Genomic DNA, 13,834 nt, shown 5'->3' with positions numbered 1-13,834 from the left:
TGCATCACCACTTAGTGCTTACATTTATTTCCAGGAGGCCGTCGACCTTTCCACGCCTCATAGCCATTAATTTTCATTGATTCCCAGAAACGATTAGTGGGTTTATCAGTACCCTCAAATAAAGTTACATAATCCAAATTATTTCTTTTTAGCCACGCTCCCGAGTAACGTCTTGTAGGATTTTTTGTTTCTCCAATTTTCCACAATTCTCCTTTTCTTAAATAGACTTGCCCAACAGGATTCTTTTTTCCCCATTCCATAACATCGAACCATCCATCCTTAGAGGCAACCAAAGCATATAACTCATCCAATCCAAAAGGGTCTATATATGCTATGGGGTTTCGCACATAAGAATAGTTATTAACTCCACCGTATATGCTGATCGGGTCTGGCGAGATATAACAACCACCACTCGGATCATAATAGCGGAACCTGTTATAGCATAAGCTACTTTCAGCGTCACGGTATTGCCCCGCAAATGCCAATCCTGGATCGAGACTTTCAGTATTATCTGTATAGCGCTGGCCCCATAAATTGGTGCGCGGAGCCTGCCAGCGAATCTCACCTTGTGGATTAAAGATAGCCTGCGGTTCACCATTATGGCCGCTGGTGACAAAGTCCGTTTCCCAACTTCCATTTACAGTCTGGCGCTGTTGCACCAGCAGTTCCCAGCCGTTGTGTATCCAGTGCCGTCGTGAGACGAGGTCACCGTCGCGGTAGTGACGCACTTCAGCTATCTGGTCTCCATCCCACAGGTAGCGGATATCGTCCTGCGTCTGGTCGCAGCGTTTGCCAATGCGCCGCCCAAACGGGTCGTAACGGTAGAACCAGCGTTCACCCGCTGGCGTATCCACAACCCTGAGCTGGTTGCGGCTGTCCCAGCGGTAGTGCCACACCTGCGGCCGATAGCCCGGCTGCACCACCTGTTTGCGTATCAGCCGCCCGGCTTTGTCATACTGATAGTGAGTGTTGTCCTGCTGGGTCAGGCGTCCAACCTGCCATTCGGTCAGGCGCGTGGCATCTTGCGGCAACCCGCTGCGGGTATAGCGGTATTGTTCCTCGGTGTTTACGCTGCGCCCCGCGCCACCGCTCAGTACCGACAGCACCCGTCCGCTGGCATCAAGTTGGTAGCCTGCTGCTTCACGGTTGCGTCGGGTGCCGGTCAGGTTGCCCGCACCGTCGTACAGGTATTCCCGCGTCTGGGTCGGTTGCAGGCGACCGTCCACCGTCTGGCCGCTCATTTCCCGCGTCAGCCAGCCCATAGCATCGTATTCACGGTGCTGCATAAAGCCAGCCTGACTCTGCCGGGAAGACTCCCGACCCGCACTGTCGTGCGCCAGCGTCAGCTCCGCGCCATCCGGTAACTGCACCTGACGCAGTTCACTTGTCGCACTGTAACGGAAGGTGCTGGTGAGTGCCGCACTGTCTTCTTCGCCCTCCCAGTGCAGGCTGCGAGTAACGGTGTGCGACTCTCCCTGATAGTGGCGTCGGATTGCCGTTCCGCTGTTCCGCTCCTGTACCACCCGGTCACGCTCGTCATATTCAAGCTGGATATGACTGGTGGAGGATGTCACTTCGGTAAGCCGGCCTGCCGCATCGTAGCGGTAGTGCAAGGTATCGTCCGGCGCGGTTTCTTTGATAAGCAGGCCACGCCCGTCGTACAGAAAGTGGCGGGTTTCTCCTTCGCCGTTGCGGATACTGATGCAGTGACCGTCTTCATCGTAACCATAGTGGGTTTCCGTCCCCGCCATGTCCCGCTCACGGATAACCCGTGCATCGGCATCCAACCACCATTGCCAGCGGTTGCCATCCGGTGCGGTGACGCACACCAGTTGCTGGCTTTCCTTATCGTAGTCGTACCGCCAGGTGCGGCCTGCCGCATCGGTGCGCGACATCAGCAGGTCGAACGGGCCGTAGGTTTGCCGCCATACCGCGCCGTTGCCATCGGTGTAGTTCAGCAGGTTGTTGTGCTTGTCGTACTGGCGTTGCTCTTGCTTGTCGTCCGGGCGCAGCAGTTGTTCTGGCAGTTTCCAACTGGCGCGGCGGTAGCCAAGGCGATACGTTGCCCCATCCGGGCGTGTCCAGCTCGTGAGCCGGTCTTGCTGGTCATAGCGCAGTTGCCGGGTGCGGGATTCCGCATCAGTGGCACTCATCAGGCGGTGCCGGTGGTCATAAAACAGGTTGGCCTGCGTCCGGCCTTGTTCATCACTCACCTCGGTCAGCAGGCCGTAGCGGTTCCATGCAAACCGGACTTCGCTGGCGTCCGGCCCGGTCAGGCTCAGCGGATTGCCCTTGCTGTCGTACTGCCAGGCCCAACTTCGGCCCAATGGGTCGGTGATGCCGGTCAGCCGCTCGTAGTGGTCATAGTCGTAGTGCCACTGGTGGCCGCTGCCGTCGGTAAAGGTGCTGACCAGTCCACTGTTGTCCAGATAGGCAAATTCCACAACCCGCCCTGCCGGAGAGATTTCCTGCAGCAGGTTGCCCACATCGTCATACTCATAGCGGGTGATATGGCCGAGCGGAGATTTCTCCCACGCCATCAGGTACAGGTCATTGAAGCCGTATTCATGGCGTTGCCCCAACCCGTCGGTCATGACCACGCGGTCAGCCAGGTACTCGAAATTCGCCGTCAGGTAGCCATCGGCACAGGTGGTATAAACACAGCGCCCCAGATGGTCGTATTCATACCGTGCCCAGGTCTGGTCGTTGTCATGCCAGCGAGTCAGACGGTGATGGCTGTCGTAGTCGTAGAACAGGTGATAGGCATGCGCGGCGTCCGCCTCGACCAGCCGTCCCTGTTCATCCTGCCGGTATTCGGCCAGCACCGTTTTCTGGCCGCCATCAATGCGCTGCACCTGGCGCAGAAACTCGCCCTGCCACACCAGCAACAGTTCGATGCCGTCACTGTGCCTGATCTTGCGCAGGTAGCCTTTGGGGTCGCGCAGAAAGTCGATGCGGTTGCGGTGGTTGTCGGTAATGGCTGACAGCAGTAACCGGTCATCTTGTTTGATGGTAAACGCCCGCCAGGTCTGGCTGTCGCGGTGCCACAGGTGAAAGCCGTTATGGCGCTTGACCAGTTTGAATTCGGGGTATTCGGCGCAGTACACCACGGTCGCGCCGACCACGAAGGTAAAGTCGATGTCGTAGCCCTGTGCCAGGGTGAGGGTCACCTGGATGTCACCCTGCTCGGTGCGGCCCACCGTGGCCACCTCACTCCAGCTATCGTGCCAGCCATGCCCCAGCAAGCCGGAGTAAGGGCTACCGGAGCGGTAGGTGCGCTCGAACAGCAATGGAACGGTCTGGCCCAGCTCCAGATCGAGGCGTTTTTCTATGACTTCGCCACTGGCGATGTAGACGGGGTCCTGGAGGAAGCCGCGAATGGATTCGCTGACACGCGCCAGCCCTTTGTTTTCCCTGAAGCCCTTTTTGGCGCACTCCACGGCGCTACGCAGTCCTTCCATAGCATGTGCTGCGCCCGCTTTCATGCCCCGCAGCACGGCCATTGGCCCTTTGGTGAACAGGGTGCCCAGTCCCCGGAACAAACCCCGACTAGGAGGCACCAGAAATTCCACCGCGAGTATCAGCGCTTTTTCCCAGCCGCTGAACTCGTCCGCTACCGTGAGAGGCGATGCCTGGCCTGAACCAAAGAACACCGTCGAGGCCCCTTCCTTGATCGTCGCGCCGCATACAGCCTTGTCCCCCACCCGCGCCGCATAGTAGCCATCAACGAATACCGTAGCACTGCCCTGGGCAATCAGTTGCGGGCCGTTGTGTTTATCGCAGAGCACCACATCGATTTCAGCACGGGAGACCGGATTACCTTCAACAAAAACGGTCTTCGAACCGCCATCAACCTGCCCTGATGAGGGGGACATGCTGTCAACCATCGCGGATACCCGTTTGCTGACACCGCCTATCAGGTCACTCAGCCCATACACCAGCGCCGCCCCTGCAGCCAGTTTGACTACACCCACAACCAGAGCGAGGCCGGCGCCACCCGTGAGACCGGTCAGCACCACCGCACCAGCGACTGCAGCAGCAGCCACGGCAAAGACGGCAGCCGCAATCAGTGCCCCGACGGCGGCCCCCGCCAGTGCGCCCAGAAAACTGCTGTGTTTGATAGGCTTGCCCGGTGAGGTCGGCGGTTTACCCTGCCCCGGTTCAGGCAAATCGGGTGGCAGGGTGGGGCGATTCCCCGCATGCATCGCGCCAACCCGCGCAATGCGCGAGAGGATGTCGTCAAGCATGACGGTTCTCCTTACCCTCCGGGGCCGCCACCGTGAACGTCTCAATCACTGCCAGCAGTTCAGCCTTGCGCGCATCACTCAGTACATCCGCAGCGGTAATCGTAAAGGTCAGCAGCAGGCTGCCGCACACCTGCATCACCACCACCTGATGCATCCGGCCTTCCGGTGACTGCCAGGTGTATTCGACAGCCTGTGCATTCTGCCCATCTAGCATCAGTGTCCACGCTTGCCGCTCTTCGTAGCCTTTAAGCTGCGCCGACAACTGCGTCAGTGTGTCCTGATATGCCTCATCAGCAGTTTTACTGCCCTCAATCGGGGTGCGGTTGACCACCAGATTGGTGGTCTCGTCCGGCAGCACAAACACGTGCAGGGATTCATCACGCCACTGCGCAGGAAGGGTCAGTGTGCCTTCGTTCATCTGGTACATGTTCACGTGTCCTTGTTGTTTTTGTTATTCAGTTCAGGTCAATACGGCTGCCGTTGACGGTAATGGTTTTGCCTTTGATGGTGATGTCACCTTCGGCACTGATGCCGATAAAACCGCCGTTGGTCGCTATCAGGATGTCGCCCTTTTGTGACTGGATGGCGATATTGTTTTTCACCTGCAGGGAGTCGTGCGACTTTCCCTTGCCGTCTTTACCGATGACGGTGCTGCGACTGCCAATAATGGCGATAGCCTGCTCCCCCTGAATTTCAGTGTGCTGGTCTTTCTCCACCGACACCGTCTGATTGCCGCCGACGCTTTCGGTATGGTCAGCGGTCACGGTGGTGCTGCGGTTATTGAGCACCACGGTGTTCATGTCCTTCTGGGCATGGATAAACACCTCTTCCTGCCCGGCCTGGTCTTCAAAGCGCAGTTCATTGAAACCCGCGCCCTTGTGCGTTGAAGTACGCAGCGAGGTGCGGGTCTTGTTGGCAGGCAGCGGATACGGCGATGGATTGGTGGCATGGAAGGTTCTGCCTGTCACAATCGGCTGATCCGGATCACCTTCCAGGAAGCTGACAATCACCTCATGGCCGATACGCGGGATGGCGATCAGGCCATACTGACCGCCTGCCCAGCCCTGGCTGACGCGCACCCAGCAGGAGCTCTGGTCGTCACTCGCCCCGTAGCGGTCCCACGGAAATTGCAGTTTGATTCTGCCGTATTCATCGCAGTAAATTTCCTCACCAGATGGCCCAACCACGGTGGCGATTTGCGGGCCGTCTACCATCGGCTTGTACGGCAGGCCAGCACGCCAGGTAGATTTGGCACTGACCACCTCAAAGCTATTGCTGTAGGTGGTCGGCTCACCGCCGCTCTCTTCTTCCAGCGCCTGTGGCTGTTGTCCGCTATGCGTGATGGCCACCAGTTGCCAGGCCGCGTTGAGCGTCGGATTGGGGTGTTCAGTCAGGGTAAAGCTGCTGCCCGGCATCAGCATCGCGGCGTTGGATTCACCGGAACCGGTCATCGCACCCGCCCGCAGCGCATCCAGCCGATAGCCGGTAAAGGCTTTGCCGCTCGGGTCTTTCTTGAAGCGGCCCGGATAGTCAAAATGCTGGTAAGTCTCGCGCTGGTGCTCCAGCTCACCGCTCATCTTGCGGTGTAGCAGTCCGTAGGCCGGTGTTTTGAAGCTGTAGTCCTTGAGGGCGACCTCGGCGGTACTGACCGCTTCGGCATAGCGAAAGCGGCGGACGTATTCGCCTTCACTCAGGCCCTGCGTGGCAAGGTTGAAGAACAGTTCGGGGCCTTTGCTGAGTGCCCCGGCATCGTCTGCAAAGACCACCCGGTGCTTGCCGGCCTCAAACTCATGGAAGAAGTACAGCCCTTCCTCAGCAGCCAGTCGGGTGACAAACGCCAAATCACTTTCCCGGTACTGCACACAGTATTCGCGGGGCGCGTGGTCGTGCCGCAATGCAAAGGCGTAATCGGTGATGCCAGACTCTTCCAGCAACGTACCAATAATGTCCTCGGGCTTTTGTGCCTGAAAGATGCGGGCATTGGTGCGCAGCCCCAGCCGCCACAGCGCCGGGCGAACCTCTGCCTGATAGCGGGTACGACGAAAACCCGTGTCACCCTGGGCAAAGGCGCTGATGATGCCACTGACCCGGCGTTTGAGTTCCCCCTCGTACCACACCCGCAGTTCACAGGGCTGATCGAGTACCGCGCCAAAGTCGACACCCGGTAACGGGCTGGCCAGATTCAGCGACAGGGCAAACGGCTGGTTCAGGGCCTCGCTGAGCTGAAAATCCACCACCGCAAAGGTGCTTTCGGGCAAGGCACCGACCTTTACCGTGAACTGTAATCCTGTACTGTTTGCCACACGTCCTCCTGATGCTGTCATCCACACTCAGGCATGGCAGGGGCCATGACTCAGTGCAGAAAACCCGGACGTGGCGTCCGGGTTTGAATGGCATCAGGCTTCGACAGGCGTGCGCCAGTCGTCAGAGCCGGACGTACCGGCAACCGTGTGCTCCCAGTCAACCTTGCGGTAGGCCAGAGAGACTTCGATCAACTGGGTGTAATCGAGCTTGGACGGGTCCTGGCAGTGTGGCATCTGGCAGTTGATGTCGACGATGGTGGCATCGGTCAGCACGGTAGAGAAGAAGTGCTCCTGCTTGCCTTCCACCGAGGTGCGATACCACTTCAGGGTGACAGTCGGCAGCATTTCACCAGACGCCAGGGCGTTGTACATCAGCGGAACCGCTTTGTTCAGCGCGACGGTGAACTTGAACGGTTTGTGGACACGCTGGCCGGATGGCTGACCAGACTGCGGGTCGGTCGGTACGGTGACGACGTGTTTGAATTCCTGTACCAGCATTTCATCTTCGTGGCCTTCCACATAGATGTTGCCGACAGAATCAGACGTGAAAGCCCCTGCGGTGATGTTGCCCTGCGTTTTTCCTTCGATGCTGATATAGCATGGAGTTGGCATAGTCTTGCTCCTTTCCTTGTTGTTAGTGTCAATGAAACTCCCATTAACCCTATCAAGATCTATGCCAATTTTTACTTTGTTGTTTTTACTGACTATTTTCTTAAATCAAATTATTCCTAAGCCAAATTTAAGCAAGAAATGGCCCAGCCCCCACTCAAACAATGATAATTCCTTGTAAAACTGGCCCAGACAGTCGAATTATTCTGTAATCTGCGCAAGAAATTGCCTGTACTTCGCAGTTGTTCTGATATTTTTGGTTAGTTTTAGAGACTGCAGTATCTTTTAGAGTTTATGGCTATTGATCATCAAAAAATATTAGAAAAAAACCATCCTTCTTCCTGTAATTGAAAAAACTAATATAACGCACTTAAAAGATTTTGAGTGCGGCGCACTTTTCACTTACCTTGTTTAAGCCTTTGGCAAAATCCATCGGCGGGGCTTCGCAACCCCAAAGTGAGTTACCCATCAGTGTTTACGCACTGGTGTGCCTGATTGTGCCCGTATTATGGCGGTTCAGGCAGGGGAGGACTTGTCCTCGCCGGTTTGGTAACTCACCCGGTATTGCGAACCCTGTCTGAATCGCCACCCGCAACATGGAGCTTTTTATGGTTATGGCGCAACAGCAACAAGACTGGCACCAGGCAGATATCGTCGCCGCATTTCACAAGAAAAACATCAAACTGGCTGCACTCTCACGATAGGCAGGACTCAGCGATGCAACCCTCGCCAATACGTTTTACCGCCCCTGGCCGAAAGGTGAAAAATTGATAGCAGAAGCGCTGGACATGGACCCCGCCGAGATTTGGCCGAGCCGGTATTACGATGAGGCGGATAACAAAGTCATCAGAAGATTCAAAAAAACACGGGCTTCCGTTCGTGGCTAAATTAGCCACTCGCTGGCAAAATCATCTGCCAGCAATAAAATTTATCTTCATTACCCGTTTTCTTCACTGCTTTCCCAATATTCAGGGTAGGTGCCCAAGGACATACGTTTCTGTTTGCCCGCCCAAGAATAGCGGAGATGCCGAGACCGACCGCCCATGTCGGTTACAGCCAAGGAGAGGCCATCAATGTCGCCAAGTGTATAGGCTTTGCCTGTTGCTCTGGCTTGGCGAATGGCCATATCTGATAGTGCTATAGTTCCAGCTCCTAACTTGAAGAGTTAGGCTAGATCCTCACCCCATGGCTCGCTCCGACCCAGCAACAATACGGAACCCCACACACCCATTTTTTATGGACTAAAAAATGGACTAAAAAGTCCCGGACGTGGGTGGATTCCAGCGGACTGCGCTGGAACGAAAAAAGGACCCGAAGGTCCTTTTTTCAACGACTTGCAGACTTCAGTAGCAGTCTACAGATCATAAATTGGAGCGGGAAACGAGACTCGAACTCGCGACCCCGACCTTGGCAAGGTCGTGCTCTACCAACTGAGCTATTCCCGCATAGGATCGGATTTATTATCCTTTATTTCCAGCACACCACGCTGAAACCAGAACAAATAAAATCTCGCCAAATCGCACGTAACTTAATGAATTTAATCATTATTTAACAACACAGCGATTCAACGGTCAGCATTATGTACCAATCAACTTAGCGTGGCAAGCCCTTTTCACTGAAAAACCTTGCAGTACAAGTACAGTTTCAATCCGCTATTTGCGAGCGTGATGAACAATGGCGCGTCGTTGGCAGAAAATCCATTAAACATCAGCATGATAAACGGTGGTAGCTAGAGAAGTCATGCCAGAATTTGCTTTCCACACGCCGTTAAACTGCATGAAAAAGCCACCAGCGGCGTCATTGAGAAATACAATGTTCTATTCATTGGGTGCTCCACTCAACCACTTAATACTCGCGACTAAAATCCACCTCGCCATGCAACGTATTATCAGCATGAAAACGAGCGAGATTGTCCAAAAATAATCGCCCCATCAACCCCGGCACCATCGGCCCTGCAATATGTGCCGTCAACGTCAGATTCGGCGTATTCCAGAACGGATGGCTGTACGGTAATGGTTCTTGCCTAAACACATCCAGCACCGCGCCTGCAATCTGTGCATCGCATAGCGCCGCCCGCAAGTCATCATCCACCACGGCGCTACCGCGCCCGACATTAATAAACAGCGCCGAAGGCTTCATGGCCGCAAACAAATTGGCGTCATAGATATCGGTAGTTGCAGACGTATCTGGCAACAGGTTGATGACATAATCGGCCTCCGGTAGCGCGGTGGGTAGTTCCGCAAGGCTCATGACCCGTTTAAAATCAGGTCGATGCCTTGGTGTACTGACAATGCCGTATAGCATGACGCCAAAAGTCCGTAGGAAACCGGCGACTTCACAGCCGATCTCCCCTGCGCCGACGATCAGTACGTTTTTATCCGCTAACGATCCCGGCAGGCGGTGATCCCATCGCCGTTCTTCCTGACTGATCTGCCGCTCTCCCAGACGCAGTTCGTGTCTGAGCATATAGGCAATCACATATTCTGCTATCGGCTGCCCAAACACACCCACGGCGCGGCTTAAACGGTAATCACGCGGTAACCCATCGGCCAACAGCGGCTTGAACCCTGCCCAGGTAGACTGTAGCCACTTCGGTTTGGCTCCCTGAGCCAACAATGCCGCTGCGGTATCCGGCTCGCCCAGCCAAATCGGACAGTTCGCGGCCTGCTCTGCTGTACCATTTGAAAGCACCAACTCAAGCTCCGGTGCCCCATTATTTAAGACAGGGCCGATTTCATCAGCACGCGAGTCCAGCAGCAGAATAGCGGTCATAAACACGTTCCTTAGCAGGGTTGAGCCACCCACAGCTTCAACCCGATTATTGTCGTCATTACCTTTAAGATTAGGCTGAAGCCTGAATGAGCGACGTCAGCAAAGCGCCGCGCTTCGCTTCCGATTTTTTCACCAGAGCAGCAAGCTTTTTATCATTCCCCCAGATGAGGTACAAAATATGTTCGATCACAGCGGGTTCCCTCCTCCGCACCTCTTCAACCAGCAGTTCGAGCAGTGCGTCATCCTCTAGCGCAGGTAACACATTCAGCTTTAGGCTTTCCGTCGCATGGCTCAGGCAAGCAACCAGTGTCGCTACGTTCTGTACCATCACGCCATGCTTATCGAAAAACGCGCGAATGAAGGCATCTTGTACCGATTGGTGCCCGTCATCCACGCTTTCCATATACTCTTTTACGAGTGGAAAATACCCAGCATCAATCAGGCCTAACCCAAACACCGCATAGCTTCCCGGCATGCAGCACTTCTCGCCTTCTGAATCAGCGTACCATTCAAATTCTTCAATTGCAGCACGAGCATAATCTTCAAGAAACGGATAATTCGACGCATATTGCGATGCGTTAGCAAAAAAACGATGGGTATCTGATTTCGCCAGCCCTTTGATCGGGAGGTACTGCCTTACTGACGATTTCAGGACGATCTTGTAGCTCTTTGGAAAACCGAGTGTCAGTAAACGCGTAATGAAAAGCAACGCCTGCTCATACGCTTCAGCGCTTTCCTGACGAATACGAACCGTGATGGTAGAAAACACATCATTCGCCACGCATTCCACCCACTCGTTCTTCAGGTTAATTTGCGCGTGCTCAAACGCGCCGCTTCCCTCTTCCATAACGCTTACCGCACGCGGATAGCCCAGTTGCTTCGCAATATTCAGGTATTCCAGAGCCCGGGACTTACTATAGGAAGGCTCATAACGCAGGATCATGATTGCGGCATAGAGCAGTAACTCTACGGGGTGAAGCGTCTGCGAATCCTGTAAATCTAATGCCACCTCGGGCTTGAGGGTATAGATTTCCGGTTCTGAAAAATGTTCAGGCGGGGACACATCGCAATACCGCAGCAGAAATTGCTGTTCTACCCACGTTCTTAATGCGTAAATAATGGTGCGCCGATGCTCCAACAATTCCTCATGTCCGGCGTTTCGTTGCTGAATGAGTTCAAACTGAGTGATGATCCAGTGGATATCCTGCGAGGGAAAGAGCTGGACATCAAGCAGGTGACGAGCCAGAAAGAAAGTTTGTTGCTGGTCAGTCGGCGCACTGCCACGCGTAAGATGCCGATCGATATAGGCGTGAATAGACTCAAGTAGCCACTGTTTTTTCGCCTCATTAGTGAACGTAAACAGCGTAACCAGCAGGCGAGCTTCCGTTGTCGGGAATATGGCACGAAAGCAAAACCGATAGTCAATCACCGCACTCTCTGCCAGTTTCTCTACCCACTGGGCAATGGCCTGAGCCAGCGCCGGCACAACCTCCTCCTGTACCTGCGCGATGCTCAATGCCCCTTTTCGACGACCGGGAGACAGCCCATCGGCCTCACGCCTCGACTCAGAGGATATCGACGAACGACCCGGCACATAATCCAATATCACATCATTATAGATGCCCGCTTGCAGCGTGGTTCGCGATACGATTTTATCACCACCGATTCTTCTCTCCTGCGCGTCAAACCATTCGTTGATTACCGTAAGCGATTCATCCCGCATGGGCAGTTCGTGTTGTGGTGATACCCCAGTTTCGTTTGCATGCCCGCCCATCATTTTTCTCTTTTTCCTTGTTCATCGCTGATAAAATATTGCCCCAAAACACGGTACTTGATGATGTTCACCAACCGCCGCCGCCGCCACCGCCGGAACCTCCCCCCGACGATCCGCGACCGGAAGAACCTGATCCACTGGAGCTACTGCCGCCGCTCCTGCCAGAGCCGGTATTCGACACCGTCATCGACGAGGAATTACACGCTCTGTTGAACTGGGAAATACTATCCCACTGCGCACTAGAGAACACGTCAGAGACCATCTGATGGTTCTTCAGATATTGAGCAAACGTATTAGCCCAGGTTTCCCCCACGCCCAACGCCAGCGCATAAGGCAGCATACGTTCAAAATGCCCGACCAGCTTGTCGGGTGGGTACAGCGTTTCATAACGACGCTCTTCGGCGGCGCGAAGATACAGGGTCATTCCTTTGGCTACGGCCAAGCCATTCAGCCCTTTCTGAGTATGACGCGGCACAATGCAGAAGAACCCTAAACACAGTAACAGGCTTACCGATAAGGCCCCCTGGTAGTCATCTGGCAGTTGAGGCGATGTCAGTAAGCGAAATAATGCGAGGCCAAAAGGCAGTGTAAAGAGAAAGCCCGCCACGGCCAGAAAGAGCGATGCCTTGCTTTTCTCGCTATTCTTTAGCAGCGCGGAATAGCGTGCATATTTCAGTAGCTGTAGACACAACATCGTACTGAACAGCAGAAAAGGCATACCGATAACCGAGCCCACCGCCGTCCAAAGATTGAAGAACAAACCGTACAGCACCGGAACCAGCAGACTTAGTGCGATACCCACTTTCACCGCTCCCGCGATAGATAAAAACAGCGTCGGATGCGCTTTTTCATAATGCGCTTCCTGGGCTTTACGCGCCTTCTGCATTGGCACCGAACGCATACTGGTTTCCGTTATATCCAGTTTTTTCGTCTTGCCGGGAAACAACGTGCTGAGGAGCTGTTTATCCTCAGACGTCAGCTTTTCAGACCCGTTGTCAGGCAAGCGAATTAGCCACTGCTCCTCACGCCCCGGCGTCATACCGCTTCGGGTTTTTCTTGGCTTATGCTTAATTTTTGTCAGTTCGATAGCGCGCTTAGCAATCAGATCCAATACATCGCTGCTAAACGCCACGTTATCGTAGGTTCGTTGACAGAGGTAACGCACATAGCCGGGCGAAATGCCATCGGGAACGCTATACAACGGCACGACTGCGGGTTTGGTTAAACGGCTAGCGGTGATATGTTTACGCCACCATAACAGGTAGTAAATCACGATCAGGAAGGGAGGAAACCACAGCACTCCACGTTTCAGCGTGGGTGAGAGCACATACCCCAACAGAGAATCTTCCTGTGGCGCGGGGGCAGAAGCCAAAATACTACGCGGCCAGGTATAGGCAACAGTGACCCCTTCCCCGATCCCCAGCGGTGCAGTGGTTTCAATGTTGCCAGCCGCTAAAATACGAGCATGATGACCTTTCTCGCCTACCGACCCCGTATACACATCAACCGAACGCAAACGGGAGTCTTTACCATCAGGCGTCAGAAACCCATCTTGTTCTGGTAAGTACAAACGAAAACGGACTTTATCGATGGGGTAACGCCAACCATTGCCAGTGACATTCCAATACAGCTCATCCCAATCAGGAAAACGGCTAAAATGGTTACTCACCTGATAGTGGAGACGATAACGATATATTCCGGGCGGTAACAGACGATCGGCACTGCCGATCAAGACCTTCAGTTCCTCGTGGGCTTGTTCAAGTGTGTAATGTTCAGGCACACCATCACGCAGTACTTGCTTAATCTGGTATTGCAACCGAAACGTACTGCCGTCCTGCCGATGCCAGACCAGCGGGAATGTGCGGAATATTCCGCGTTTCATCTGCTCGCCGTTCGATTGCACCTGAATGGTCTCATCCACCAGCATGGAACCATCCAACTGGAAATGAGCTTGTGAATCAAACAGTAAAATACGTTCGCCCATCCCCCGTTGATACAAACTCGCCTCTGATGCAACACTAACTCCTGGGTAAAATTCATGATCCACCGCGCTTGCCGGGGCCAAAGCACTCCACCAGAGTAAAACCAGCCAGCCACACCAGCGCTGCGCATCCCTCCACCTTGCCATT

At 54.4% G+C, this 13,834-nt stretch carries 8 protein-coding genes, 1 tRNA gene and 1 pseudogene; 1 reads left to right on the top strand and 9 read right to left on the bottom strand.

Annotation, left to right across the window (positions count from 1 at the left end):
• Positions 1-11 precede the first annotated feature (11 nt).
• The 4 genes from A8F97_RS05165 to A8F97_RS05150 form a co-directional block, all read right to left on the bottom strand.
• A complete protein-coding gene (locus tag A8F97_RS05165) occupies positions 12-4,247 on the bottom strand; it encodes an RHS repeat-associated core domain-containing protein (protein WP_082218631.1) in 4,236 nt (1,411 codons plus the stop codon).
• A complete protein-coding gene (locus A8F97_RS05160; RefSeq protein WP_033071639.1) occupies positions 4,240-4,674 on the bottom strand; it encodes a DUF1795 domain-containing protein in 435 nt (144 codons plus the stop codon). The genes A8F97_RS05165 and A8F97_RS05160 overlap by 8 nt, the downstream gene beginning before the upstream one ends.
• Before the next feature lie 28 nt (positions 4,675-4,702).
• Positions 4,703-6,550: a type VI secretion system Vgr family protein gene (locus A8F97_RS05155; protein ID WP_033071640.1), complete on the bottom strand. Its 1,848-nt coding sequence runs from the start codon at positions 6,548-6,550 to the stop codon at positions 4,703-4,705.
• A 93-nt stretch (positions 6,551-6,643) separates the two neighbouring features.
• Positions 6,644-7,162 carry an Hcp family type VI secretion system effector gene (locus A8F97_RS05150; RefSeq protein WP_014699222.1) on the bottom strand — a complete coding sequence of 173 codons (519 nt, stop codon included), beginning with the start codon at positions 7,160-7,162 and terminating at the stop codon, positions 6,644-6,646.
• 611 nt (positions 7,163-7,773) lie between these two features.
• Here A8F97_RS05150 and A8F97_RS05145 point away from each other — a divergent pair.
• Positions 7,774-8,046: pseudogene (locus A8F97_RS05145) on the top strand (helix-turn-helix domain-containing protein).
• 50 nt (positions 8,047-8,096) lie between these two features.
• Here the strand turns inward: A8F97_RS05145 and A8F97_RS05140 are convergent.
• The 5 genes from A8F97_RS05140 to A8F97_RS05120 form a co-directional block, all read right to left on the bottom strand.
• A complete protein-coding gene (locus A8F97_RS05140; RefSeq protein WP_433915677.1) occupies positions 8,097-8,285 on the bottom strand; it encodes an Arm DNA-binding domain-containing protein in 189 nt (62 codons plus the stop codon).
• A gap of 243 nt (positions 8,286-8,528) precedes the next feature.
• A tRNA-Gly gene (locus tag A8F97_RS05135) sits at positions 8,529-8,604 on the bottom strand.
• Between the two features lie 400 nt (positions 8,605-9,004).
• Entirely contained in the window at positions 9,005-9,931 is a 927-nt protein-coding gene (locus tag A8F97_RS05130) for a D-2-hydroxyacid dehydrogenase (protein WP_015730682.1), read from the bottom strand.
• A 70-nt stretch (positions 9,932-10,001) separates the two neighbouring features.
• Positions 10,002-11,708 carry a DUF6138 family protein gene (locus tag A8F97_RS05125; protein ID WP_025918545.1) on the bottom strand — a complete coding sequence of 569 codons (1,707 nt, stop codon included), beginning with the start codon at positions 11,706-11,708 and terminating at the stop codon, positions 10,002-10,004.
• Between the two features lie 64 nt (positions 11,709-11,772).
• Positions 11,773-13,833 (bottom strand): DUF2207 domain-containing protein, encoded by a 2,061-nt coding sequence (locus tag A8F97_RS05120; protein WP_033071642.1) that lies wholly within the window; start codon positions 13,831-13,833, stop codon positions 11,773-11,775.
• Position 13,834 lies beyond the last annotated feature (1 nt).

This window comes from Pectobacterium parmentieri, assembly GCF_001742145.1.
Taxonomy (GTDB): domain Bacteria; phylum Pseudomonadota; class Gammaproteobacteria; order Enterobacterales; family Enterobacteriaceae; genus Pectobacterium; species Pectobacterium parmentieri.
Note: the sequence above shows the minus strand (reverse complement) of the source record. Positions and strands in the feature narration are given on the sequence as shown.

What these genes read in the sequence shown, in the direction of transcription:
- A8F97_RS05125 (WP_025918545.1), bottom strand. Translation starts at nt 11,708, where the DNA reads ATGATGGGCGGGCATGCAAACGAAACTGGGGTATCACCACAACACGAA.
- A8F97_RS05140 (WP_433915677.1), bottom strand. Translation starts at nt 8,285, where the DNA reads ATGGCCATTCGCCAAGCCAGAGCAACAGGCAAAGCCTATACACTTGGC.
- A8F97_RS05160 (WP_033071639.1), bottom strand. Translation starts at nt 4,674, where the DNA reads ATGTACCAGATGAACGAAGGCACACTGACCCTTCCTGCGCAGTGGCGT.
- A8F97_RS05150 (WP_014699222.1), bottom strand. Translation starts at nt 7,162, where the DNA reads ATGCCAACTCCATGCTATATCAGCATCGAAGGAAAAACGCAGGGCAAC.
- A8F97_RS05165 (WP_082218631.1), bottom strand. Translation starts at nt 4,247, where the DNA reads ATGCTTGACGACATCCTCTCGCGCATTGCGCGGGTTGGCGCGATGCAT.
- A8F97_RS05130 (WP_015730682.1), bottom strand. Translation starts at nt 9,931, where the DNA reads ATGACCGCTATTCTGCTGCTGGACTCGCGTGCTGATGAAATCGGCCCT.
- A8F97_RS05120 (WP_033071642.1), bottom strand. Translation starts at nt 13,833, where the DNA reads ATGGCAAGGTGGAGGGATGCGCAGCGCTGGTGTGGCTGGCTGGTTTTA.